Origin of the sequence: Tamlana carrageenivorans (genome assembly GCF_002893765.1) — a bacterium.
Lineage (GTDB): Bacteria > Bacteroidota > Bacteroidia > Flavobacteriales > Flavobacteriaceae > Pseudotamlana > Pseudotamlana carrageenivorans.
In genome coordinates this window covers 2,774,424-2,799,402 of record NZ_CP025938.1, presented here as the reverse complement: position 1 = coordinate 2,799,402, position 24,979 = coordinate 2,774,424, and the positions used below count along the sequence as shown (strand labels likewise).

Genomic DNA, 24,979 nt, shown 5'->3' with positions numbered 1-24,979 from the left:
AGGTATTTAATGCAATACGGAATTTGTAATTTAAGCATTGTTCCTCTACGAAATGAGCCTGCAGACCCTAGCGAATTAGTTTCGCAAGTGCTTTATGGTGAAATTTTTAAAATTATTGAACAACGCAAAAAATGGAGTAAAATAAGACTGGCTTTTGATAAATATGAGGGTTGGATAGACAACAAACAATATCTTGAAATTTCGGAAGATCACTATAAGACATTAAATCAACAACCTATTAAACTTTCCACCGATTTGGTAGAGTTTATTGAAGATGAAAACCAGCAAATATTCCCCATTTCAATTGGCTCAAGCTTAAACGGTCTTACACTATTAAACCATTTTTACGATGGCAATTTTGTTGAACATCAAATTGAAAAATCTAACATCATTAAAACCGCGTTTCTTTACCTGAATACACCATATTTATGGGGAGGAAAAACACCTTTTGGTATTGATTGTTCCGGTTTTACACAGATGATTTACAAGCTAAATGGTTACAAATTACTACGTGATGCCTCACAACAGGCTACACAAGGTGAAGCGCTGAGTTTTATTGAAGAAAGCGAACCAGGTGATTTGGCTTTTTTCGATAACAGTGAAGGCGCTATAATACATGTCGGCATCATCATGGAAAATAACTACATTATTCATGCTCATGGCAAAGTGCGCATTGATCGTTTAGATCATTCTGGCATTTATAACGTCGATAAGAATACACATACTCACAAACTACGAGTTATTAAAAAAATCATATAAAAAAAGCCGCTTTTTTCAAAGCGGCTTTTTTAATCTATTTAATAAGGTCTTCTTTACATACCTGCAGCTTCAAGAGCTTCAACTTTTTCTTTCATAGCCTTAGACTTTTGTGTTTCGCCAAGGATACTGTAGATGTTCATTAACGTTTTAGCTGCATTGATGTTATTAGGATCAATCTCTAATGCTTTAGATAGGTAAGGAACGGCGTCTTTATATAAGTTTTGACGCTTTCCTCTTAATTCATCGTAACGTAAATCATCTTTTTTAGAACTCCCTAAACCATTCATTTCTTCAATAATTGGCTTTTCTTCGGCTAAAATTAACGCCGATAAATTGATGTAGGCATTAATATAGTTAGGATCTAATTCTAAAGCTTTTTGGTAGTATTTTCTAGCTTCTTCTGGGTGATTAGTTTCAGCGGCAATCACACCTAAATTGTACTGTAATTCAGGATTTTTAGGATCCATGGCTACCGCTTGTTCCAACAATTTCTTGAATTCTTCAGTATTACCCATTTTATAATGAACGTTAGCTTCAGATAAAATTAAATTTACATCATTAGGGCTTTCCGCCCTAGCATCTTTCATAGCTGCAATAGCTTTTTCATTATCACCTTTGCTTACGTAAATAAGTGCAATGTTTTTTACTATTTCAGGCTTTTTCGATTCTGTAGTACGCTCACCTGGCTTAATATGCGTTTTAGATTTTACGTATAAGTCTCTAGTTGTTTTATCTAAAATTTCCTCTTTACCAGATTCCACATTAGTGGCATAATATTCTTTAGCAATACCTGTATATCCTAAATCCTTTAGCTCTTCATATAAAACTAAGGCTCTATCATATTCAGGAACACTTACAGACATGGTTGCTGCATAATAAAGATATACGGTATCTTTAGTGCTCAACCTGTATGTTTTTTCGAAATATTTAGAGGCTTTTGAATAATCTTTACCTTCATAAGCTGTGTTACCAGTTTTAAGTAAGCTATTCACCATTTTCTGTTTCAAGTCATCAGATTCCTTAACATAGCTACCTTCAACTTTAGATAAACTTTCAATAGCAGAATCGATGTCCTTCATAGAACCTTTACCATTTGCATAAAGTGCCTCTGCATTTAAATAATAATATTTAGCTTTAAGTTTATCATCCATAGCAGACATTAAAGATTCTGCTTGTCCTAAAGCCGTCTTAGCCTCAGAATAATTACTTGATTTAATAGCTTTTTCAGCTGTTTTCAATTCCTTCTTTTGTGCGAAAGAAAAAGCACTAATCGAAATCGCCAAAGCTATAATACCTTGTTTCTTCATTTTGTAATATATTTAATTTAATTCTATTTATTTACAATTTAATTATTGTCAAGATTCCCTTCATCTTCATTAGAGTTCGTATTTTCAGGAGCTTCTACCCCATCCACTTCAACATCTTCTTCTTCATGAACCACTTTAGCAACAGCTGCAATAGAATCGTTACCTTTAAGGTTAATTAATTTCACACCTTGAGTAGCTCTTCCCATGACTCTTAAGTTAGCAACAACCATTCTTATGGCAATGCCCGACTTATTGATAATCATTAAATCATCATTATCCGTCACACTTTTAATAGCTACTAAATCGCCTGTTTTTTCGGTGATAGAAATGGTTTTAACCCCTTTTCCACCACGGTTGGTGATTCTGTATACTGGTTCTCCATCTTCCGGATCATCAATGTAAGTACGCTTACCGTATCCGTTTTCAGAAACTACCAATACCGATTCTTCTTGAGAGTTCTCAATAGTGACCATGCCGATAACCTCATCTTTATCATGAGCTAAAGTAATACCACGAACACCAGAAGCACCACGACCCATAGGACGTGTTTTAGCCTCTTCAAAACGAATAGCTTTCCCTGATTTTAGAGCTAGCATAACCTGACTGTTACCAGTGGTTAACTTAGCTTCTAATAATTCATCGTTATCCTTTATAGTGATGGCATTAATACCGTTTGTTCTCGGACGTGAATACTGCTCTAAAGAGGTCTTTTTAACCTGACCATTTTTAGTAGCCATAATCACATAATGACTATTGATATAGGCTTCATCCTTTAAATCTTGAGTACAGATAAAGGCCATAACCTTATCATCTTGCTCAATATTAATCAGGTTTTGAATCGCTCTACCTTTAGATGTTTTACTACCTTCTGGAATTTCGTAAACACGCATCCAGAAACATTTTCCTTTTTGTGTAAAGAATAACATATATTGGTGGTTAGTGCCCACAAATAAATGTTCTAAGAAATCCTCATTACGTGTGGTTGAAGCTTTTTGCCCCACACCTCCACGGTTTTGAGTTTTATATTCCGAAAGTGACGTTCTTTTAACATAACCCGCATGAGAAATAGTTATCACAACCTGCTCATCTGGAATCATGTCTTCAATACTTAAATCACCTCCAGCATATTCGATAGTTGAACGACGCTCATCACCATACTTATCTTTAATCACTTCTAACTCTTCCTTAATGATATTCATTCTTCGCTCTTTATTAGCTAAAATATCTTTAAGGTCTTCAATCGTTATCATGATCTCCTCGTATTCGGCACGTAATTTATCTTGCTCCAGTCCTGTTAATTGACGCAGACGCATTTCTACAATGGCCTTTGCTTGAATTTCAGAAAGTTTAAAACGTTCAATTAAGTTGGTACGGGCTTCATCGGCATTTGATGACGCTCTAATGATTTTAATCACTTCATCAATATTATCTGAAGCAATAATTAATCCTTCTAAAATATGAGCGCGTTCTTCCGCTTTGCGTAATTCATAAGTTGTTCTTCTTACAACAACTTCATGCCTGTGCTCTACGAAATAGTGAATAAGCTCTTTTAAGTTTAATAGCTGCGGTCTTCCGTTTACAAGTGCAATATTATTCACACTAAATGAAGACTGTAGCGCCGTATACTTAAACAATTTATTTAACACGATATTTGGAATAGCATCACGCTTTAACACGTAAACAATGCGCATTCCATTTCTATCAGACTCATCTCTAATGGTGGCGATGCCTTCAAGTTTTTTCTCATTTACCAAGTCAGCAGTTTTCTTAATCATATCTGCTTTATTCACTTGGTAAGGAATCTCCTCAACAATGATACACTCGCGACCGTTAACCTCTTCAATATTGGCTTTAGCACGTATAACAATACGTCCTCTTCCAGTTAAAAAAGCCTCTTTAACACCGTCGTAACCATAGATTGTTCCTCCTGTAGGGAAGTCTGGTGCTTTAACGTGCTGAATGAGTTCTTCAATTTCAATATCGTTATTTTCAATATAGGCAATGGTTCCGTTAACGACTTCCGTTAAATTGTGCGGTGGCATATTCGTTGCCATACCAACAGCAATTCCTGATGCACCATTTACTAAAAGACCTGGGATTCTTGTAGGTAAAACTGTTGGTTCTTGAAGCGTATCATCAAAATTCAACATGTGATCTACGGTTTCCTTTTCAATATCTGCCAACATTTCTTCTGAAATCTTACGCATACGAGCTTCCGTATAACGCATCGCTGCAGGACTATCGCCATCAATAGAACCAAAATTCCCTTGTCCGTCTACAAGCATATAACGCAAACTCCATTCTTGAGCCATACGCACCATTGCATCGTACACTGATGAATCACCGTGTGGGTGATACTTACCTAAAACTTCTCCAACTATTCTTGCGGATTTTTTATGTGCTGAATTTGCTCTAACTCCCAGTTCGTGCATACCGTAAAGTACACGTCTATGAACTGGTTTTAAACCATCTCTTACATCTGGTAAAGCACGAGACACAATGACTGACATCGAATAATCGATGTAGGCCGATTTCATCTCATCCTCAATATTAATAGGGATCAATTTCTCTCCTTCTGCCATAAATATTCTTATTTAATTTTATGTCTTTTTCAAAACATGCTAATATAAGACTTTCATCAGTCATAGCAGGACAAACAGGCGTGTTTTTTAATGTTATTTATTAACAATTAATACGACTATAATATTAATAAGTTATAAGCGCTAAAATTTTGATTTTATAAAGTTTTTTTCGTCAATTAGCGCTTTACCCGCAAAAACAGGTATAGTTTTTGTCTTTGGTAAAATGTTTTATTATTTTTAATGCAGAAAGGATAAGATATATGGATGATAATTTTTCCCCAAGAGTAAAGGATGTGATTGCTTACAGCAAAGAGGAAGCCCTGCGTTTAGGCCATGATTTTATTGGCACAGAACACTTGATGCTTGGTCTATTGCGCGATGGAAACGGAAAAGCGATAAACATCTTAAATGCTTTAGATATTGATTTAAATCATTTAAGAAGAAAGGTTGAAATACTGAGTCCTGCAAACCCCAATATAAATGTAGCTTCAAATCAAAAAAAGAACTTACACCTTACAAGGCAAGCAGAACGTGCTTTAAAAACTACATTTTTAGAAGCTAAGTTATTTCAGAGTACCTCAATTAATACAGCGCATTTACTGCTTTGTATCCTGAGGAATGAGAATGACCCAACAACCAAGCTTTTAAATAAGCTTAAAGTTGACTATGACAATGTTAAAGAACAATTTAAACTTATGATTACAAACGATAACGACGACTATATAGACCCTAAAGCCGAGTTTCAAGATGATGATGCACAAACAGATGACGGCTCAAATAAAGACAACATTTTTAACAGCCCCACAGGGAACAAAGCCAATAAAAAATCTAAAACCCCTGTTTTAGACAATTTTGGACGTGATTTAACCGCACTTGCCGAAGAAGGTAAACTTGACCCTGTAGTTGGTAGAGAAAAAGAAATAGAGCGCGTTTCACAAGTTTTAAGTAGAAGAAAGAAAAACAACCCACTACTCATTGGAGAACCTGGCGTAGGTAAATCTGCCATTGCCGAAGGTTTGGCTCTAAGAATTATTAAACGTAAAGTCTCTCGAATTCTTTTTAATAAACGGGTGGTGACTTTAGATTTGGCGAGTTTAGTTGCGGGTACAAAATACCGCGGACAATTTGAAGAGCGCATGAAAGCCGTGATGAACGAGCTTGAAAAAAACGATGATGTCATTTTATTTATCGACGAGATTCATACCATTGTTGGAGCTGGAGGTGCTACAGGTAGTTTAGACGCATCAAACATGTTTAAACCAGCACTCGCCAGAGGTGAAATTCAATGTATTGGTGCCACAACTTTAGATGAATACAGACAATACATCGAAAAAGATGGTGCCCTAGAGCGTCGTTTCCAAAAGGTTATTGTAGAACCAACTACAGTTGATGAAACTATAGAAATCCTTAATAACATTAAAGGAAAATACGAAGAACATCACAATGTTAACTATACACCTGAAGCTATTGAAGCTTGTGTAAAGTTAACCAATAGGTATATGTCGGAAAGGTTTCTGCCAGACAAAGCTATTGATGCTCTTGATGAAGCAGGGTCTCGTGTTCACATTACCAACATCGATGTGCCAAAACAAATCATTGAGCTTGAAAAGCAACTTGAGGATATTAAAGAATCCAAAAATGCCGTTGTAAGAAAACAAAAATACGAAGAGGCAGCTAAACTTAGAGATGACGAAAAACGCATCGAGAAAGAACTGGTAATGGCTCAAGAAAAATGGGAAGAAGAAACCAAACAACACCGTGAAATTGTAACAGAAGACAATGTGGCAGATGTGGTGTCTATGATGACTGGCGTACCTGTTAATCGTATAGCTCAAAAAGAAATTAACAAATTAGCCGAATTACCTAATCATATTAAAGGAAAGGTTATTGGTCAAGACGAAGCCGTAGCGAAAGTTGTTAAAGCCATTCAGCGTAACCGAGCAGGCCTAAAAGACCCTAACAAACCGATTGGATCATTCATCTTTTTAGGTCAGACTGGTGTTGGTAAAACCCAACTTGCTAAAATTTTATCTCGTGAGTTATTTGATAGTGAAGATTCTTTAGTTAGAATCGACATGAGTGAATACATGGAGAAATTTGCAATTTCACGTTTAATTGGAGCTCCTCCAGGATACGTTGGTTACGAAGAAGGCGGTCAATTAACAGAAAAAGTAAGACGTAAGCCTTATGCTGTAATTCTGTTAGATGAAATTGAAAAAGCACATCCAGATGTATTTAATATGCTTTTACAAGTACTTGATGATGGGTATTTAACGGATAGCTTAGGAAGAAAAATTGATTTTAGAAATACCATTATCATTATGACTTCCAATATTGGGGCTCGAAAATTAAAAGATTTTGGCACAGGCATCGGTTTTGGTACCGCTTCACAAAAAGCTCAAGAAGACGCGAACGCCAGAAGTGTGATTGAAAATGCACTTAAAAAGTCATTTGCACCAGAATTTTTAAATAGAATTGATGATGTTGTTGTGTTCAATCCGCTTGAAAAGGAAGACATCAATAAGATTATCGATATTGAATTAGAAAAGCTTTTAATAAGAATTGAAGGCCTTGGTTACCATTTAACACTTTCGGAAGCGGCAAAAGATTTTATTGCTGAAAAAGGATTTGATAAGCAATATGGTGCAAGACCACTTAAAAGAGCCATCCAAAAACACGTTGAAGATGCTTTAGCTGAAGAGATTGTTACCTCTCAACTACAGGAAGGTGACAAAATTAAAATTGATTTAGATTCCGCTACCGATGAATTAAAAATCTCTATAGAAAAGGCTGAAAAACCAGCTGAATCTTAGTAATCAATATTTATAAATACATAAAAAGCCTGATAGTTTTATCGGGCTTTTTTATTTCAACAACTTACTATAATGAAAGATACTATATAGGAATAGCGTAGGTGTTTTTAATCTCACCCATAACAAACGTACTATGTGCACTGCCTATATTTTTAATACCCCCTAGATGATCCAGAACAAAATTCTGATATTCTTTCATATCACTTACCACTATTTTTAGGAGAAAATCATAATCTCCTGAAATATTGTAACACGCCACAACTTCTTTCAGTAATAAAATATCTTTCACAAACTGATTACCAATCTCACGCGTGTGTTCTTTTAAAGTTACATTGCAAAACACCATAAGACCTTTATTCAACTTTTCGGCATCTAAAACAGCAATATAGTTTTTTATATAACCGTTTTTTTCTAACCGTTTTACCCTTTCAAAAACTGGAGTCGTCGACAAGTTTACTTTGGCCGCTAAATCTTTTGTAGTCAAGCTAGAATTTGTCTGTAGTAATTTTAAAATCCGAATATCAATATCATCAAGCATCGTTATAGAATTATTTTCTGTTAAGAATGGTATCGCAACTTCTTAAAAGATAATTTACCTTACAAATTATAATTTTTAAGAATATAAAACCAATTATTAAGCTAAATTAATTAAAAACATTCTTTAAACATAATTTTGAACAGTAATAAAAACTATAACAAATTATGAAAACTACAATTTTAGGACACCCTAGAATAGGTCGTAAACGAGAACTAAAAAAAGCATGTGAAGCTTTTTGGGCACATAACATAAATGAGAATACCCTCCAAGAAACAGCATCTTCCATTAAAAAACAAAATTGGTTACAACAAAAATCTTTAGGCGTAAACTATATTCCTTCAAATGACTTTTCGTTTTACGACCAAATACTAGACGCTTGTTTAACATTTGGCTGTATCCCTAAGCGTTATGAAAACATCAATAAAGACAACTTTTTAGAATTATATTTTGCTATGGCACGTGGCCTTCAAAATAAACATATTGATGTCACTGCTATGGAAATGACTAAATGGTTTGATACGAACTACCATTATATCGTTCCAGAGTTTGAAGAAAATCAACAATTCGAATTCTTTTCAAAAAAAATAATCGATGAGTATCAAGAAGCTTTAAAACTAGGCATTAAAACAAAACCTGTATTAATAGGCCCTGTATCCTTTTTACTTTTAGGTAAGGAAAAAGAATCAGGATTTCATAGGTTGGAACTCCTTGAACGTTTATTACCTGTATATTTCGATATTCTTACCGAATTAACCGCTTTAGATGTTGAATACATTCAAATAGACGAACCTTGTCTAGCTTTAAACCTATCCAACCAAGCCCGTGAAGCCATTTCTTCAACCTATATAGCGATTGCTGAACGTTTTCCAAAATTAAAAATATTTCTAGCAAATTACTTCGATTGCTATGGTGAAAACCTAGAAACAGCCCTTCAGCTTCCGGTAGATACCCTCCACTTAGATTTAGTGCGATGCCCGCTTCAATTAGATGATATTTTAGCGTCTAAACACTTCAATCCGCATGTCAATTTATCTTTAGGACTCATTGACGGGAGAAACATTTGGAAGAATGATTTTGAAGCTTCATTAAAACTTATTGAAAAGGCTTCAAAAAAGCTACCTTCAGAAAACTTATGGATTTCAACATCCTCCTCCCTACTTCATACGCCTTATGATTTAGATCTTGAAACAAATATCGATTCTGAAATCAAACAATGGCTTGCGTTTTCAAAACAAAAAATTGAAGAAGTCATCGCATTAAAACATCTTTCTTCCGAAGAAAACAACAGTTATTTATACCTTTTTGAAGAAAACAAACTAGCAAACCTTAACAGAAAGAAGTCTAAACTAATAAATAACGAGACTGTAAAATCTCGCATTGAAAACCTTAAAGTATCAGATGCGCATCGCAAAAACAGATTTCCGATTAGGCAAGCGAAGCAAAAAGAAGCTTTAAAACTACCTCTATTTACAACCACCACTATTGGTTCCTTTCCTCAGACCAAAGAGGTAAGAAGCTGGCGTTTAAAACATAAAAGAGGATTAATTTCTGATGAAGTATACAATAAGTTAATTGCCAAAGAAATTGAAAGCTCCATTCGTTTTCAGGAAAACATCGGTCTTGATGTTTTGGTTCATGGTGAGTTTGAACGTAATGATATGGTTGAATATTTCGGTGAAAAACTTAATGGTTTTGTGTTTAGTAATTTTGGTTGGGTTCAAAGTTATGGTAGCCGTTGTGTAAAACCTCCTATTTTATTTGGTGATGTTTCACGCCCCGAAGCCATGACTGTAAAATGGTCAAAATACGCTCAATCCTTAACCGATATTCCTGTAAAAGGTATGTTAACAGGCCCTGTTACCATATTACAATGGTCTTTTGTTAGAAATGATCAACCCAGATCAACCACGTGCAACCAGATCGCTTTAGCTATTAGAGATGAAGTCATCGACCTTGAAAACAATGGTTTAAAAATTATTCAAATTGACGAACCTGCCATCCGAGAAGGACTTCCTATTAGAAGAGAAGACTGGAAAGCCTATCTAGACTGGGCGGTAAAAGCTTTTCGTATTTCAGCCTCTGGTGTTAAGGATGAAACCCAAATTCACACACACATGTGTTATTCTGAATTTAATGATATCATTTCAAATATTGCTGATATGGATGCCGATGTTATTACCATCGAAACCTCGCGTTCGGAAATGGAATTACTTGACGCTTTTGTGAATTTCAAATATCCTAATGAAATTGGTCCTGGTGTTTATGATATTCATTCGCCAAGAGTTCCTTCTTTAGAAGAAATTGAACATCTTATAAATAAAGCAAAAAGCGTACTACCAAAAGAACATATTTGGGTTAACCCCGATTGCGGATTAAAAACTAGAGATTGGCCAGAAACCAAAACAGCGCTTAAAAACTTAGTATTGGCCGCCAAAAAACTACGTGAAAATGCACTGGAATTGGTGTAACTATTTGAGATTTTGTCAGGGCTATTTAGACATTAGCTAAGTAGTCTTGACAGTTTCTTTTGGGACACGTAACAACAATATAATACCTCCTAAAAAGAACACAAACAAAAATAAAATGGAATTACGCATACTTCCTGTAATTTGATCGATGGTTCCATAAATAACCATACCGATTACAATTCCAATTTTTTCGGCAACATCGAAAAAACTAAAATACGAAGTCGTATCTTCTGTTTTTGGTAAAAACTTAGAATAGGTCGATCGTGCTAAAGACTGTATCCCTCCCATAACTAAGCCCACAAATGAGGCTGCAATATAAAACTCCATAGGCGAATGCATAAAATAAGCATAAAAGCAAATGGCAACCCAAATCACATTAACATAGATTAATGCTTTTATATTACCAAACTTCTCAGAAGCCTTTGACGTTAAAAAAGCTCCTAAAATAGCAACCAACTGAATCACTAAAATACTAACAATTAGCCCCATTGTTTTTTCATCATCACTCCCCCAACTTATTTCTTCTTCACCAAAATACACGGCTACTAGCATTATGGTTTGAACCGCCATACTAAACACAAAAAAGGCATACAAATAACGTTTTAACCTCAAGTTGCTTTGCAAATCCTGCCATACTGCTCGCAGTTCTTTAAATCCATTAAAAACAATGGCACGCGTTACTTTAGTTCCAGAATTAGTCCCTTTTGGTAAATAATAAAAAGAGTACTGGCTAAACAATGCCCACCATATACCCACTGAAACAAAGGCATAGCGCATCATTAACATTTTAGCTTCACCTGTATCCTGGCTCATCACCATAGCTAAATTTATAACCAATAAAATAACACTTCCTATATATCCTAAAGAAAATCCTTTCGCGCTAATATGATCTTGCTGTTCCTTAAAGGCAATGTCTGGCAAATAAGAATTATAAAACACCAAACTCCCCCAATACCCAAGTAAGCCCATAAAATAAAATAGCAAACTCCAATGGATATGCTCTAAGCTAAACCAATATAATCCGATACAGCCTGCACTTCCTAGGTAACAGAAAAACTTCATGAAGTTTTTCTTATTTCCAACGTAATCGGCTATTCCAGACAGTAAAGGCGATAGCACAGAAACCACTAAAAAAGTAAAGGCTGTAACAAAAGTGATAAGGGCTGTATTTTTCAATTCAAAACCAAAAGCCACTACAGTTTTTACTTCGGAAAGAAATAATGACGAATAAAAAATTGGAAATAACGATGATGCAATGGTTAAGGTATATACTGAATTTGCCCAATCGTAAAACGCCCAAGCGTTTAGAAGTTTTTTACTTCCTTTTTTAAGTTTTTCCATAAAAAAAGCTGCTCATTTTTTAGCAGCTTCTAAAGTAAGCAAATATTTTAATTTGAGTTTATTTTTCCAATATCAACTAAATCTATTCTCTAAATTTAGTTACTCCAAACTTTTTAGCTTCCGCAATAGCACTAGGAGCAAGAGCTCGTAAGTTCGCTATACGCGAATCGTTCGAAGGGTGCGTACTCAGTATTTCAGGTGGAGCTCCTCCTGCACTATTGGCTTTCATGCGCTGCCAAAGTGCTGCTGCTTCTGATGGATCGTAACCTGCTACAGCCATAATATACAATCCTATTTTATCAGCTTCCGTTTCATGACTTCTACTAAAAGGCAACATAACACCTACCTGTGAACCTACACCATAATATTGATTAAACAAATTTCTATCACTTTCATTTTGTAACACCACATTTCCTGCAACAGCTCCAAATTGTTGTAACATACCAGCGCTCATACGTTGCTGACCGTGATTTGCTAAAGCATGTGCAACCTCATGCCCCATAATTACAGCCACACCTGTTTCATTTTTTGCTACAGGTAAAATACCTGTATAAAAAACGATTTTTCCACCTGGCATACACCAGGCATTTTCTGTTTTGTCGTCTACCAAATGATACTCCCATTTATAATCATTTAAATAGCCATGGTAACCATTGGCATTTAACCAACGTTCTGAAGCTGACGCTATACGTTCACCAACACGTGTAATCATTTGTGCGTCCTTTGTGCCTTTTACAATCTTATTTTCAGACAAAAACTGATTATACTGAGCGAATGACGTTGGAAACAAATCGGAATTAGGCACCAAAGCCATGGTTTTTTTTCCTGTAAACGGATTTGTTGCACATGAATAAATAAGAGTTAATACTAATAATGAAACTATAGTTTTAAACTTTATCATTGTTAAGATCTATTTAATTGGAGTTATTATCGTTTAGCTAAAATATATCATATTATTCAAAAATTTAACGCTATTGATTTAAATTGTTTAAAAATCAATTTTGTTAAGAACCATAAATATATACGACAGATTATAATAATGCATTAAATGTAATCTTATGTACAAAATTCTTCTTGCGTTCTGCTTTTTATTATTTAATTGTAACTCTGCGGCTCAAAAACCAAAAAACAGTACTTCTGAAACATATGAAATTACCAAAACGAATGCCCAATGGAAAGCACAATTAACAGACATGGAGTATCATGTTTTACGTCAGGCAGGAACAGAGCCCAGATATAGTAGTCCGTTTAATAAAAACAAACAAGCTGGAACCTATGTATGTAAAGCCTGTAAAACGCCCTTATTTAAAAGCGTACATAAATACGACTCTGGTTCTGGATGGCCAAGTTTTGATAGAGAAATTGAAGGTAATGTTGCCTTTTCAACAGATAACGATTTAGGCTACACACGTATTGAGGAACATTGTGCTTCCTGTGGCTGTCACCTCGGCCATGTTTTTAACGATGGCCCAAAAGAAACAACAGGGAAACGGCATTGTATAAATGGTGTTGCTTTATCTTTTATTCCCAATAAATAAATTTCGTATTAAACTATAGACAGTAATTTAGATGATATTAATAAAAAATTTAAATACCATAAAGATTTAGGCGATAAAAACATTCTACCAATTATCTTTTGAAAACTTATTTTGGTGAAGGGACTAAAATTCTAATAGTAATTCCATCATTGTAACCCATGTAAAGCGAAACATGCATAGCAAATGGACCAACTTTTTTTATAAAACTTATAGAAAGTTAGATTCCATTGTAATTCAAATTTAATATACTTTTTCGGGGTTCTACTCATTTCATCAATAGAAATAATAAACCCAATTATTTAAATTAGTTTTTCTTTAATCGTTTCTTATACGGCCTAATAATTAAACGTGCTTCTCGGTCAAAACGCACATAATTATAAACCCAATTTACAAAAACAACCATGCGATTTCTAAAACCAATAAGGAAGAACAGATGAACAAACATCCAAACATACCAAGCAAAAATACCTTGAAATTTAAACTTTTTTAAATCGACAACTGCTTTATTTCGGCCTATAGTTGCCATGGTGCCTTTGTTCTTGTAAACAAAAGGTTTCATGGGTTTATTTTCTATGAATCGCAGTAAATTATCTCCTAATTGATCGCCTTGCTGAATTGCTGGTTGCGCCGTCATAGGAAAACCATTAGGATAATTAAGGGTTACCATTTCAGCAATATCTCCAATGGCAAAAATATGATCAAAACCTTTTACCTGATTAAATTCATTTACCAAAACCCTTTTACTTTTAGATGTAAATTCAATACCATCTAAACCCCTTATAATCGCACCTTTTACTCCGGCAGCCCACACCAAAGTTTGTGTTTTAAAAGTTAAATCGGAATTGGTCGTTACCGTAAAACCATCGTAATTTGTAACCCGTAAATTCTTCCAAACAATAACACCTAATTTTTCTAAAAAAACCTCTGCTTTCTCAGAAGCTTTCGCACTCATACCTTTAAGCAAAACATCACCAGACTGTATTAAATTTATCTGAGCCATTCGCGTGTCTAAATCGGGGTAATCTTTTGGAAGTATGCCCTTTTTTATTTCAGCTAAAGCACCAGCAAGCTCAACACCAGTTGGGCCACCACCTACAATTACAAAATTCATTAGGGCATTACGTTCATTTAAATCAGAAGTCAATAAAGCGTCTTCAAAATTTTCAAGAATTAAACTCCTAAGGTTTAAAGATTGTGGTATGGTTTTCATCGCCATACTGTGTTTTTCTATTTCAGAATTTCCAAAAAAATTGGTTTTAGAACCCGAAGCAACAATTAAATAATCAAATTTTAAATGGCCAATATCGGTTCTTACTTTATTTTTATTGGTATCAATCTCTTCAACGTTTGCTAATCTGAAATAAAAATTAGGAAAATCTTTTAGTATTTTTCTAATCGGATATGCAATAGAATCTGGTTCTAAGCCGCCGGTAGATACTTGATATAATAACGGTTGAAACGTATGATAATTATTACGATCTAAAAGCACAACTTGAACTTCTTGTTTCGATAATTTTTTGGCTAAGGCAACGCCAGCAAAACCACCTCCAATAATAACAATACGCGGGTAACTTGTTTTAGGTATGTTCATAAATTAATACTTGCTTAACAAAGGTAAGATAAAGATGTAAAAATTAGACTGACATTATTCCATATTCGGTTTCGATTTCGTAAATTCGTAGCCTAAAAAATAACACATGAGTAAATACGACATCATCATTATTGGAAGTGGTCCTGGCGGATATGTAACAGGAATAAGAGCATCGCAACTTGGATTTAAAGTAGCGATTGTTGAAAAAGAAAACCTTGGAGGAATCTGCTTAAATTGGGGCTGTATTCCTACAAAAGCGTTATTAAAAAGCGCTCAAGTTTACGACTATTTAAAACACGTTGATGAATACGGATTGAAAGCAGAAGCTATTGATAAAGATTTTGAAGCGGTTATTAAACGTAGTCGTGGCGTAGCCGAAGGTATGAGTAAAGGTGTTCAGTTTTTAATGAAGAAAAACAAAATCGACATTATTAAAGGTTTTGGAAAAATTAAAACTGGTAAAAAAGTTGACGTTACTGCTGAAGATGGTACCGTTACAGAATACAGCGCCAATAATATTATAATAGCGACTGGAGCACGTTCTCGCGAATTACCAAATTTACCTCAAGATGGTAAAAAAGTAATTGGTTACCGTCAAGCCATGTCTTTACCGAAACAACCTAAGAAAATGATTGTTGTAGGTTCTGGAGCTATTGGTGTAGAATTTGCACACTTTTACAACTCTATGGGAACCGAGGTTACTATTGTGGAGTTTATGCCAAACGTTGTACCTGTTGAAGATAAAGATATCTCTAAAGCTTTTGAAAGTTCATTAAAGAAATCTGGAATTAAAGTCATGACAAATTCATCTGTAGAATCTGTTGATACTTCAGGAGAAGGCGTTGTTGCTACAGTAAAAACTAAAAAAGGAGAAGAAACTCTAGAGGCTGATATCTTATTATCTGCTGTAGGTATCAAATCTAACATTGAAAACATTGGTTTAGAAGATGTTGGCATTGTTGTAGATAGAGATAAAATTTTAGTTAACGATTTCTACCAAACTAATATTCCAGGATATTACGCTATTGGTGATGTGGTTCCAGGACAAGCTTTAGCACACGTTGCTTCTGCAGAAGGCATTACTTGTGTTGAAAAATTAGCTGGTTTACATACCGAGCCTATCGACTACGGAAATATTCCAGGTTGTACTTACGCCTCTCCTGAGATTGCATCAGTAGGTTTAACTGAAGCTAAAGCCATTGAAGAAGGTTATGATATTAAAGTTGGAAAATTCCCTTTCTCTGCTTCTGGAAAAGCTAGTGCTTCTGGAAATAAAGAAGGTTTTGTTAAAGTAATTTTCGATGCTAAATACGGCGAATGGTTAGGATGCCATATGATTGGTGCTGGTGTTACCGACATGATTGCTGAAGCGGTATTAGGTAGAAAACTAGAAACTACAGGTCATGAAGTATTAAAAACAGTTCACCCTCACCCAACAATGAGTGAAGCGGTAATGGAAGCTGTTGCTGATGCTTACGATGAAGTTATACATTTATAAGAAGAGCCCCTCCTAGCCTCCCCAAAAGGGAGGAACTTTTACTCGGAAGGGATTAAAAATATAAAATGCGATTCAAAATTTGAATCGCATTTTTTTATGTTTTAATTTTAATTACTCCAGATTGGCTGGTTAAGAGAAGCTTTTAAAAACTTTGTATAGCTAACTCATAACTTTGCATACCAAAGCCAAGAATAACACCTTTTGCATTGGGAGAGATATACGATTGATGCCTAAATTCTTCTCGACTAAAAGTATTAGAGATATGAACTTCTACCACAGGCGTTTCAATACCTTTAATAGCGTCACCAATACCTATAGATGTGTGGGTGTACGCACCTGCATTCAACACAACACCATCAAAACTAAAACCAACTTCATGCAATTTGTTAATCAGTTCGCCTTCTACATTTGACTGATAATAACTTAATTCAATACTTGGATATTTACTCTTTAGCGTTTCAAAATAGTCCTGAAAAGTTAAACTTCCATATATCTCAGGCTCTCTTTTTCCTAAAAGATTGAGGTTTGGCCCGTTGATGATCATTATTTTTTTCATTGATTTACTTTATATTGAAGGTAAAAATACAAAAGTTATACTTGACATTCGTTTACCATTTAAAAACGAAAAAAATAAAATGCTTTTCTCTAATTAAAAAAATTCAAAGTTTAAAGCGTATATAATTAAGATTCTTGATAAACACTTAAGTAATATCTTTTTAGATTTTACAACAATGGAGCTCCTATTTAAATCTTAGATAAATATGACTTCAACAATTATTTTGTTTTGCTCTCGACCTATTTAACTGTATATTTAACGCATAATCTTATAAACTGATCTTCTAATCACGATTTTGAATTCATAAGGTTACAATCTAATACAAAAGTATTTTAGAATAGGTGCAATACAACATCGTGAAATTCTCATTTTTTATCTTTGTTCTAACTTTAGCCATCTTACTTATGGTCAAATATTTAATATCCAAAACTTTATCATAGAAAAAGATACGGTTGCCTTTTCTGGAGGTATTGAATTGAATGGTAGTTTAATAAAAAAACACTAAGAACATTTTCACATTACATAGTTATTCCTATTTGGAATCATTAGTGTCCGATAAAAGATTTTAAAAGCGGGATTTCCAAGATAGGATTTCCCGCTTATTTTGTATCTTGAAGTTATCACACATCCAAGATATGAATAAAAGTAAAAACTTTAGCGGACAACCCATAATCAAACAGGTATTAAATTTCATTTTGCCCAAAGATGTTCATCGGACAGCCAAAAAGCACAACAGCGATCGCTATACCAAAAAGTTTACCACCTATGAGCATTTGGCCACTATGGTATTTACCGTGATCAGTGGCTGTAGCTCACTTCGTGAGGTTTCCAGTATTATGCTTGCCTGCGAGGGAAAGATCAACCATCTAGGACTCACGGACTTTCCAAAACGCAGTACCTTGTCAGATGCTAACTGGACTACCTAATAAATTTGGTACTATTTTATACTAAGCAGCTTTGTTAATAAATCCTTTTAATTGTAATTCTTTTTCAAGAGGCGTCATGTATCCTAAACTAGAATGTAATCTTTGAGTGTTATACCAGTTTAAATATTGATCAATAGATTTGTATAATTGATTATAAGACGTATACTTAAATCTGTTAATCCACTCATATTTAATGGTTTTAAAAAAACTTTCAGCTACAGCATTATCCCAGCAATTTCCCTTTCTACTCATGCTTTGTATCACTTTTTGATTAAAAAAGAACATATTTGTGATTCTGTTGGATGCATATTGCACACCCCTGTCCGAATGAAAAATACACTGCTGGTTTATCACTCTGTTTCTTCTAGCATCAACCCAGGCCTTTAAAACCGTATTCTCAGTAGTCATATCTTCACTTAAAGACCAGCCTATTATTTTTCTATCAGCCAAATCCATTATCGTGGTTAAATAGTTCCATTGTTGATTAACTCTTATATACGTAATGTCAGAGACTAATTTGTAGCCTAAAGAAAAACTGGTAAAATCCCTGTCTAATTCATTTTTAGCTGTTTTTAGAGAATGATTTGAATCCGTAGTTACCACAAATTTCTTATTCAATACACTTCTTAGTCCCATTTCTTTCATAAGTAACCCCACATATGAACGGGAATAAAAAAGCTTTTCTCGTTCAAGTTGTTTTTGAATTCGATAGCTACCATAAATCTGTTTACTATTGTCAAATATAGCTTCGATTCTGTCTTTTAAAAATGATTTAGAGGAATTAACCTTTAAGGTGTCTTTGGTTTTAAGCCAATGGTAATAAGCATTTTTACTAACCTTCATGCATTTGCACTTCTTTTCGACAGGATAAGTATTTTTGTTTGATAAAATGAAGTTATACCTTATCTGTCGCTCTTGGAAAAGATGCTCACCGCCTTTTTTAAGATGTCACGTTCCATTTTAACATCTCTTAATTCCTTTTTTAATGCTATAAGTTCTTGATGTTCTTTGGATTTAGGTTCATTTTTAGAAAAATCTCCTCCTTTTAAATCATACTCTTGTTTCCATCTATTAATAACACTTGTATGAACTCCATATTCTTCACTCAGTTGTTTTGTTGGTATACCAGATTTGGATAAATCTAATATCATCGATTTAAACTCGTTGTCATATTTTTTCCCATAATTCAAATATAGTTTATACTCTATATAAAACCGTCACAACAAAGGTAGACACTTCACTAACAGGAGAAGAAGCTCTGAAGTATTTGCCGATATTTATCATTTACTCTACAAACGTTACCATCGCTTTTTATCGGACAGCAGACCCTTAGAACCTGCAGTGAAGAACCTTAAAATCGTTGATTCCTCGACCATCCCCCTATTTAGTGACATTCTTAAAGGTGTAGGAAGGAACCCGCTCAACGGCAAAAAGAAAGGAGGTATCAAGATGCATACTATGATAAACGCCATGGAAGACGTTCCTTGTCTGATTAAGTTTTCAAGCGCGGCCACGCACGACCACGCTTTTTCCCTGAGGAGAATCGCTTTTTGGCACGAAAAGCACCAAAAAGTCTATGAGTTCATCACCAATAATTATGATCTTGACGCAGACAAAATAGCCGACATCTATAAAAATAGGTGGCAGATTGAGACGATGTTCAAGCGGCTTAAACAGAACTTTCCGCTAAAGTATTTTTTGGGAGACAATCAAAATGCCATCGAAATACAAATCTGGGTCAGTTTGATAATCCAGCTCATTATGCTTGTGATCCAAAGAAAAGCCCAAAGAAACTGGGCTTATTCCAATATGATGTCCGTCATACGATACCATTTGATGACATATATCGATTTGTTCAAATTCCTGAAAAACCCAGAAGCTAATTGGGAAGAGATTACAACCAAAAACATTGGGCAATTAAGCCTTTTTGACCCATAAGGAGGTTCTGTTTTCAAAATAAAGAGTGCGATCAATAAAAAAGGCCAACACCAAAGCTTTTTTAGCTAATTCTGTTTTTTATCGGACAACAATAATGACAAATATAACATTGTTCTCTCAGATAATCTCCAAATTAGACCGTTCTAGTTTTTCTAAACTTTTAAAAGCCAAGGGAATAGATAAACATCAAAAAGGATTTAATAGTTGGACACATTTAGTCTCCATGTTGTTTTGTCAATTTGCAAAAAGTCAATCCGTCCGAGATATAAGTAATGGACTTCGCTCTGCCACAGGAAACCTTAATCATTTAGGCATACAGAAAGCACCTTCTAAATCAACGATAAGCTATCAAAACAAACATCGAGACTGGACGCTTTATCGAGATTACTACTATGTTCTTTTAAAAAGTTTTGGACAGCACCCTCACTTAAAACGTGTTAAATTCAAAATTAAATCCAAGATATTTCTATTAGATTCTACAACGATAAGTCTATGTTTAAGTCTCTTTGATTGGGCAAAATACAAAACCCACAAAGGAGCTGTAAAAATGCACACCTTGCTTGATTATGATGGTAATTTACCGCACTATGTAAATATTAGCGATGGTAAAACAGCAGATAATAAAGGAGCTTACGATATTCCTTTGATTAGCCGTTCGGTTATTGTCGCAGATCGATTTTATAATGATTTTTCGTTACTTAACGTTTGGGACAGCAACCAAGTGTTTTTTGTAATTAGGCACAAAGAAAACATCCAATTTAAGAGTATTAAAGAAAAAGAATTGCCAGAAAATAGACATCATCATGTTTTAAAAGATGAAATCATTGAGCTAACAGGGGCTAAATCAAAAACAAAATACCCAAAGAAGCTACGTAGAATAGCTGTATGGGACGATAAAAATAACCAGGAAATAGAACTTATTACCAACCAAATGTCTTGGACAGCAAACACAATTAGCCAACTCTACAAAGCTAGATGGGATATTGAGATATTCTTTAGAGACATCAAACAACAGCTACATATTAAATCGTTTATAGGAACTTCTGAAAATGCCGTAATGATACAAATATGGACGGCTCTTATTACTATACTCATCCTAAAAGCCTTAAAAGCAAATCCAAAATATAATTGGTACTTGTCCAATTTAGTAGCTTTTATAAGACTTAACCTTTTTGTCAAAGTGGATTTGCAAAAATGGATTGATAGCCCTTTTAACGAGCAGCCTCCCCCCAAACAAAATTATACACAAGGGGTTCTTTTTTGAAAAAGATAAAAAACATGGCTAATTACCAGTAAAATCGTTGACTTTTGATTAGATCAAAAATGTTTAGGACAGGATTGGTTGTAGATAAGTAAATTAGCCATAAATAAAGTTGTTTTTTCTTGTTAAAAAAACATTTTTTTATGATTTTTTTTGCATTACAACCCTAAAATTTTCATTTTATGGAGATTAACCATCTATTATTTTTTTAATATTAAGCTTTCGCTGTTTCGTCCAAAACTACATTATAACAAATTCACCTAACTTTTAACTATTTTTACCAACTATGACGTGGCAACAAGCACTTAAAGATTATCAGTTATATCTCACCATCGAGCGCGGGTTATCGAAAAACTCTATAGACAACTACGCCTTAGATGTAAAGAAACTCATGACTTATTTAGATGCAAATGCACTGTCTATATCTCCAATCACGATAAATTCTGATACCATACAACAATTTATATACGAATCAGCAAAACACATTAATGAGCGTTCACAATCACGATTAATTTCAGGTTTACGCAGCTTTTTCAGTTATTTAATTTTTGAAGATTATATCAAAATCAATCCCTTAGAGCTTATTGAAAGTCCGAAAATAGGGAGAAAACTTCCAGATACCTTATCCGAAGATGAAATTGACGCTATTATAAAAGCCATTGATTTAAGTAAACCTGAAGGGGAACGCAATCGCGCTATGCTAGAAACTTTATACGGTTGTGGTTTAAGGGTAAGTGAATTAATCAACTTAAAACTATCCGATTTGTTTTTTGAAGAAGGTTTCATCAAGGTGACAGGTAAAGGCGACAAACAACGGTTTGTTCCAATTGTTGCTATCACTCAAAAGTATATAAATATATATAGAAAAGAAATTAGAACCCACTTAAACATTCAGGCAGGCTTTGAAGACACTCTGTTTTTAAACCGCCGAGGCAAGCAATTAACACGAGCCATGGTTTTTACCATTATAAAGCAATTGGTTGAAAAAATTGGACTAAAAAAAACGGTTTCACCGCATACCTTTAGACATTCATTTGCCACCCATCTATTGCAAAACAACGCCAATTTAAGATCGATTCAATTGATGTTGGGACATGAGAGCATTACCACTACCGAAATTTATGTGCATTTAGACAGAAGTCATTTAACCGAAGTGGTTGAAAAATACCATCCCAGGAAATAGTTAATTGTTAATTGTTAATTGTTAATTGTTAATTGTTAATTGTTAATTGTTAATTGTTAATTGTTAATTGTTAATTTAAAAACAAAAAAACCAGCACATGCTGGTTTTTTTGTTTTTAAGTGAGGCTTTATCACCTAAAGCTTACTTGGCAATATTAACTGCTCTGGTTTCTCTAATAACAGTTACTTTTACTTGTCCTGGGTAAGTCATATCGGTTTGAACTTTTTGCGAAATACTAAATGACAATTCAGAAGCCTTTTGATCGTCTACTTTTTCACTTTCAACAATAACACGTAGTTCTCTACCCGCTTGAATCGCGTATGCTTTTTTAACGCCTGAGAATCCGAATGCAATATCTTCTAAATCTTTTAAACGTTGAATATAACTGTCTAAAACCTGGCGTCTTGCTCCTGGTCTTGCTCCTGAAATGGCATCACAAACTTGAATAATTGGTGCCAATAATGATTTCATTTCAATTTCATCGTGGTGTGCCCCAATAGCGTTACACACTTCATCTTTCTCATTAAACTTCTCAGCCCATTGCATACCTAAAATAGCGTGAGGTGTTTCCATATCTGCTTCTGCATCTGGCACTTTTCCGATATCGTGGAGTAATCCAGCGCGTTTCGCTAATTTCGGATTTAAACCAAGTTCGGCAGCCATTACACCACAAAGTTTGGCAACTTCACGGGAGTGTTGTAATAAATTTTGTCCGTAAGAAGAACGGTATTTCATTCTACCTACCATTTTAATAAGTTCGGGATGCAGGTTGTGAATTCCTAAATCTATTACGGTACGTTTACCAACTTCAATAATTTCTTGTTCAATTTGTTTCTGTGTTTTCTTAACCACTTCTTCAATACGTGCTGGGTGGATTCTGCCATCGGTCACAAGCTTATGAAGAGACAAACGAGCTACTTCTCGTCTTACAGAATCAAAACAAGATAAAATAATTGCTTCAGGTGTATCATCTACAATAATTTCTACCCCCGTAGCAGCTTCAATGGCTCTAATATTACGCCCTTCACGACCAATAATACGTCCTTTTACATCGTCTGATTCTATATTAAATACAGACACACAGTTATCTACAGCTTCCTCGGTACCAATACGCTGAATGGTATTGATTATTATTTTCTTAGCATCTTGTTCGGCCGTTAATTTTGCTTCTTCTAAAGCATTTTGAACGAAAGCCATGGCATCATTTTTAGCTTCACCTTTTAAAGATTCTACCAACTGTGCTTTAGCTTCTTCCGCAGAAAGACTAGAAATCACCTCTAGTTGTTGTACTTGACTTTTATGTAAACGATCGACTTCTTCCTGCTTTTTCTCAACAACATCTAGCCTGTGGTGGTAATCTTTTATTTTATTTTCAAGACTTTCGTTAAGTTTCTTAGATTTGGAAAGTTCACTAGACACTTGAGATTCCTTATCTCTAGTACGTTTTTCGGCTTCAGCCATTTTCTTATCACGTGATAAGATTACTTTCTCATGCTCTGACTTGAGCTCTATAAATTTTTCTTTCGCCTGAAGTATTTTATCTTTTTTAAGGTTTTCACCTTCACTTTTCGCTTCTTTAAGTATTAAAGCGGCATTTTTTTTCGCTTCTTTTACTAGTTTAGAAGCATTTTTTTTCTCTAGTGTCTTTGCTATTATAAAGCCTATTGCAAGCCCTAAAACGACACCTCCTACTACAAATATAATTGAGTTATACATCGTTGATTAGTTAATTTTAATATATAAAAAAAGCCTACACCAGCATAAGATTTTGTATAAACTCCTTAAAAACAAGTTTAGGGCTAACAAGCTGATCAAGGGTCTGCAATAAATGCAGCATGCTTTTACAACTTAAACTCACCCTTTTTAAAGAATTAACGTTGAGTTTATCAAAAAAAATAACCAATGTAGGCAGTAACTTTTGTTTATTTTAAAGAACGTTTAGAGTCTATACATAAGATTCTAACAAGCTGTCTAAAGCTTTTAGCTTCTCTTCAACATGTTCAGACACATTTGCTTTATCCATAGATTTCTGTTCCACTTGATTTGCAAATTGCAAAGCACACATGGCTAAAACATCTTGCTTATCTCGAACAGAATAACTTTGCTCAAATTGTTTTATCATGTTTTCAATGCTTTTAGCGGCTTTTCGTAAACCTTCCTCTTGACTTGCATCAATCGTTAAAGGATATACTCGATTTGCTATAGACAGCTTTATTTTAAGCTTTTCAGACATTGAATTTAACTAGCTTTAATCAGATAATTGAGCAATACAATGATCTATATCTCGAATTAAGGCATTTATTTTAAGCTTGGTTTCTCTTTTATTATCGTCACTACCAAGTATTGAATTTGCCATTTTTAAAGCTTCATATTTTTCTTCCCAATTTGAATTTTTTCCTTTTTGGATTAAAATTTCTTGCTTTGAAGCTTCCAATTCTTCCAATAATTTCAAATTATCAAGCTTTAAAAGCTCCAGTTTATGTAGTAATTTATCAATTTTGCCTTCTAACGAATTTACAATATCTTCAATATTACTCATTTACAATTTTCAATACTTACATTACAAAGTTAACATACCTGAGGTTAAATAACAATTGTTTTCTCATAAAATTTTAAAAAGCCAATTTTACGATAGCCTAGATAAACATTGACTTGATTTTTGTTTTATTCTTTGCTTTTT

General features: G+C 34.3%; 20 protein-coding genes, 1 other RNA gene and 1 pseudogene. 10 read left to right on the top strand and 12 right to left on the bottom strand.

The features are described from left to right. The first annotated feature begins 9 nt into the window (after nt 1-9). Nucleotides 10-759 (top strand): C40 family peptidase, encoded by a 750-nt coding sequence (locus C1A40_RS12385; protein WP_102996160.1) that lies wholly within the window; start codon nt 10-12, stop codon nt 757-759. 53 nt (nt 760-812) lie between these two features. Here the strand turns inward: C1A40_RS12385 and C1A40_RS12380 are convergent, their stop codons facing one another. Continuing rightward, nucleotides 813-2,066: a tetratricopeptide repeat protein gene (locus C1A40_RS12380; RefSeq protein ID WP_102996159.1), complete on the bottom strand. Its 1,254-nt coding sequence runs from the start codon at nt 2,064-2,066 to the stop codon at nt 813-815. Between the two features lie 38 nt (nt 2,067-2,104). Next, on the bottom strand, nt 2,105-4,648 hold the full coding sequence (gene gyrA / locus C1A40_RS12375) for a DNA gyrase subunit A (RefSeq protein ID WP_102996158.1): 2,544 nt from the start codon (nt 4,646-4,648) through the stop codon (nt 2,105-2,107). 260 nt (nt 4,649-4,908) lie between these two features. Between gyrA and C1A40_RS12370 the strand changes: the two genes are divergently transcribed. Further along, nucleotides 4,909-7,461 (top strand): ATP-dependent Clp protease ATP-binding subunit, encoded by a 2,553-nt coding sequence (locus tag C1A40_RS12370; protein ID WP_102996157.1) that lies wholly within the window; start codon nt 4,909-4,911, stop codon nt 7,459-7,461. 82 nt (nt 7,462-7,543) lie between these two features. On the opposite strand, the gene C1A40_RS12365 is transcribed toward C1A40_RS12370, so the two are convergent. After that, on the bottom strand, nt 7,544-8,005 hold the full coding sequence (locus C1A40_RS12365; RefSeq protein WP_102996156.1) for an Lrp/AsnC family transcriptional regulator: 462 nt from the start codon (nt 8,003-8,005) through the stop codon (nt 7,544-7,546). Between the two features lie 158 nt (nt 8,006-8,163). Between C1A40_RS12365 and metE the strand changes: the two genes are divergently transcribed. Then, the gene (metE, locus tag C1A40_RS12360; RefSeq protein WP_102996155.1) at nt 8,164-10,467 is read left to right on the top strand and encodes a 5-methyltetrahydropteroyltriglutamate--homocysteine S-methyltransferase; all 2,304 of its coding nucleotides are present in this window, start codon (nt 8,164-8,166) and stop codon (nt 10,465-10,467) included. A gap of 36 nt (nt 10,468-10,503) precedes the next feature. On the opposite strand, the gene C1A40_RS12355 is transcribed toward metE, so the two are convergent. Both C1A40_RS12355 and C1A40_RS12350 read right to left on the bottom strand, forming a co-directional pair. Next, the gene (locus C1A40_RS12355; protein ID WP_102996154.1) at nt 10,504-11,808 is read right to left on the bottom strand and encodes an MFS transporter; all 1,305 of its coding nucleotides are present in this window, start codon (nt 11,806-11,808) and stop codon (nt 10,504-10,506) included. A gap of 82 nt (nt 11,809-11,890) precedes the next feature. Then, nucleotides 11,891-12,709 carry a M48 family metallopeptidase gene (locus C1A40_RS12350; RefSeq protein WP_102996153.1) on the bottom strand — a complete coding sequence of 273 codons (819 nt, stop codon included), beginning with the start codon at nt 12,707-12,709 and terminating at the stop codon, nt 11,891-11,893. Nucleotides 12,710-12,866: 157 nt separating this feature from the next. Here C1A40_RS12350 and msrB point away from each other — a divergent pair, with 157 nt between their 5' ends. Continuing rightward, on the top strand, nt 12,867-13,346 hold the full coding sequence (gene msrB / locus C1A40_RS12345) for a peptide-methionine (R)-S-oxide reductase MsrB (protein WP_102996152.1): 480 nt from the start codon (nt 12,867-12,869) through the stop codon (nt 13,344-13,346). Nucleotides 13,347-13,485: 139 nt separating this feature from the next. Continuing rightward, nucleotides 13,486-13,590: pseudogene (locus C1A40_RS18810) on the top strand (hypothetical protein); the annotation flags it as partial. Nucleotides 13,591-13,650: 60 nt separating this feature from the next. Here C1A40_RS18810 and C1A40_RS12340 read toward each other — a convergent pair. Continuing rightward, nucleotides 13,651-14,937, bottom strand: a complete 1,287-nt coding sequence (locus tag C1A40_RS12340; RefSeq protein ID WP_102996151.1) for an NAD(P)/FAD-dependent oxidoreductase — start codon at nt 14,935-14,937, stop codon at nt 13,651-13,653. Between the two features lie 106 nt (nt 14,938-15,043). Between C1A40_RS12340 and lpdA the strand changes: the two genes are divergently transcribed. Beyond that, complete coding sequence (gene lpdA / locus C1A40_RS12335; RefSeq protein WP_102996150.1) at nt 15,044-16,435, top strand: dihydrolipoyl dehydrogenase; 1,392 nt, start codon at nt 15,044-15,046, stop codon at nt 16,433-16,435. A 142-nt stretch (nt 16,436-16,577) separates the two neighbouring features. Here the strand turns inward: lpdA and aroQ are convergent, their stop codons facing one another. Continuing rightward, on the bottom strand, nt 16,578-16,991 hold the full coding sequence (gene aroQ, locus C1A40_RS12330) for a type II 3-dehydroquinate dehydratase (RefSeq protein ID WP_102996149.1): 414 nt from the start codon (nt 16,989-16,991) through the stop codon (nt 16,578-16,580). 635 nt (nt 16,992-17,626) lie between these two features. On the opposite strand from aroQ, the gene C1A40_RS12325 reads away from it, so the two are divergent. Next, the gene (locus C1A40_RS12325; RefSeq protein WP_102996148.1) at nt 17,627-17,917 is read left to right on the top strand and encodes a DUF4372 domain-containing protein; all 291 of its coding nucleotides are present in this window, start codon (nt 17,627-17,629) and stop codon (nt 17,915-17,917) included. Nucleotides 17,918-17,938: 21 nt separating this feature from the next. Here the strand turns inward: C1A40_RS12325 and C1A40_RS12320 are convergent. Then, nucleotides 17,939-19,068, bottom strand: a protein-coding gene (locus C1A40_RS12320; protein ID WP_102997209.1) for an IS3 family transposase whose coding sequence is annotated in 2 segments (ribosomal slippage) — nt 17,939-18,864 and nt 18,864-19,068 — 1,131 coding nt in all. Because the reading frame shifts where the segments join, the coding sequence is not laid out codon by codon here. Nucleotides 19,069-19,258: 190 nt separating this feature from the next. On the opposite strand from C1A40_RS12320, the gene C1A40_RS12315 reads away from it, so the two are divergent. The 3 genes from C1A40_RS12315 (at nt 19,259) to C1A40_RS12305 (ending at nt 22,299) form a co-directional block, all read left to right on the top strand. Beyond that, nucleotides 19,259-19,855 (top strand): transposase, encoded by a 597-nt coding sequence (locus C1A40_RS12315; protein ID WP_241910406.1) that lies wholly within the window; start codon nt 19,259-19,261, stop codon nt 19,853-19,855. Between the two features lie 91 nt (nt 19,856-19,946). Then, entirely contained in the window at nt 19,947-21,119 is a 1,173-nt protein-coding gene (locus C1A40_RS12310) for an IS4 family transposase (protein ID WP_199287778.1), read from the top strand. A gap of 283 nt (nt 21,120-21,402) precedes the next feature. Continuing rightward, a complete protein-coding gene (locus C1A40_RS12305) occupies nt 21,403-22,299 on the top strand; it encodes a site-specific tyrosine recombinase (RefSeq protein ID WP_102996147.1) in 897 nt (298 codons plus the stop codon). 141 nt (nt 22,300-22,440) lie between these two features. On the opposite strand, the gene rny is transcribed toward C1A40_RS12305, so the two are convergent. The 4 genes from rny to C1A40_RS12285 all read right to left on the bottom strand — a co-directional run bounded on the left by rny (nt 22,441) and on the right by C1A40_RS12285 (nt 24,838). Next, a complete protein-coding gene (gene rny / locus C1A40_RS12300; protein ID WP_102996146.1) occupies nt 22,441-24,015 on the bottom strand; it encodes a ribonuclease Y in 1,575 nt (524 codons plus the stop codon). Between the two features lie 58 nt (nt 24,016-24,073). Further along, nucleotides 24,074-24,182, bottom strand: a non-coding RNA gene (gene ssrS / locus C1A40_RS12295) — 6S RNA. Between the two features lie 62 nt (nt 24,183-24,244). Then, nucleotides 24,245-24,532 carry a cell division protein ZapA gene (locus C1A40_RS12290; RefSeq protein WP_102996145.1) on the bottom strand — a complete coding sequence of 96 codons (288 nt, stop codon included), beginning with the start codon at nt 24,530-24,532 and terminating at the stop codon, nt 24,245-24,247. Nucleotides 24,533-24,547: 15 nt separating this feature from the next. Next, complete coding sequence (locus C1A40_RS12285) at nt 24,548-24,838, bottom strand: hypothetical protein (protein WP_102996144.1); 291 nt, start codon at nt 24,836-24,838, stop codon at nt 24,548-24,550. Between the last annotated feature and the right edge of the window lie 141 nt (nt 24,839-24,979).

Coding starts and splice junctions, on each gene's coding strand:
- C1A40_RS12385 (WP_102996160.1), top strand. CDS start 10: ATGCAATACGGAATTTGTAATTTAAGCATTGTTCCTCTACGAAATGAG.
- C1A40_RS12380 (WP_102996159.1), bottom strand. CDS start 2,066: ATGAAGAAACAAGGTATTATAGCTTTGGCGATTTCGATTAGTGCTTTT.
- gyrA (WP_102996158.1), bottom strand. CDS start 4,648: ATGGCAGAAGGAGAGAAATTGATCCCTATTAATATTGAGGATGAGATG.
- C1A40_RS12370 (WP_102996157.1), top strand. CDS start 4,909: ATGGATGATAATTTTTCCCCAAGAGTAAAGGATGTGATTGCTTACAGC.
- metE (WP_102996155.1), top strand. CDS start 8,164: ATGAAAACTACAATTTTAGGACACCCTAGAATAGGTCGTAAACGAGAA.
- C1A40_RS12355 (WP_102996154.1), bottom strand. CDS start 11,808: ATGGAAAAACTTAAAAAAGGAAGTAAAAAACTTCTAAACGCTTGGGCG.
- C1A40_RS12350 (WP_102996153.1), bottom strand. CDS start 12,709: ATGATAAAGTTTAAAACTATAGTTTCATTATTAGTATTAACTCTTATT.
- msrB (WP_102996152.1), top strand. CDS start 12,867: ATGTACAAAATTCTTCTTGCGTTCTGCTTTTTATTATTTAATTGTAAC.
- C1A40_RS12340 (WP_102996151.1), bottom strand. CDS start 14,937: ATGAACATACCTAAAACAAGTTACCCGCGTATTGTTATTATTGGAGGT.
- lpdA (WP_102996150.1), top strand. CDS start 15,044: ATGAGTAAATACGACATCATCATTATTGGAAGTGGTCCTGGCGGATAT.
- aroQ (WP_102996149.1), bottom strand. CDS start 16,991: ATGAAAAAAATAATGATCATCAACGGGCCAAACCTCAATCTTTTAGGA.
- C1A40_RS12325 (WP_102996148.1), top strand. CDS start 17,627: ATGAATAAAAGTAAAAACTTTAGCGGACAACCCATAATCAAACAGGTA.
- C1A40_RS12305 (WP_102996147.1), top strand. CDS start 21,403: ATGACGTGGCAACAAGCACTTAAAGATTATCAGTTATATCTCACCATC.
- rny (WP_102996146.1), bottom strand. CDS start 24,015: ATGTATAACTCAATTATATTTGTAGTAGGAGGTGTCGTTTTAGGGCTT.
- C1A40_RS12290 (WP_102996145.1), bottom strand. CDS start 24,532: ATGTCTGAAAAGCTTAAAATAAAGCTGTCTATAGCAAATCGAGTATAT.
- C1A40_RS12285 (WP_102996144.1), bottom strand. CDS start 24,838: ATGAGTAATATTGAAGATATTGTAAATTCGTTAGAAGGCAAAATTGAT.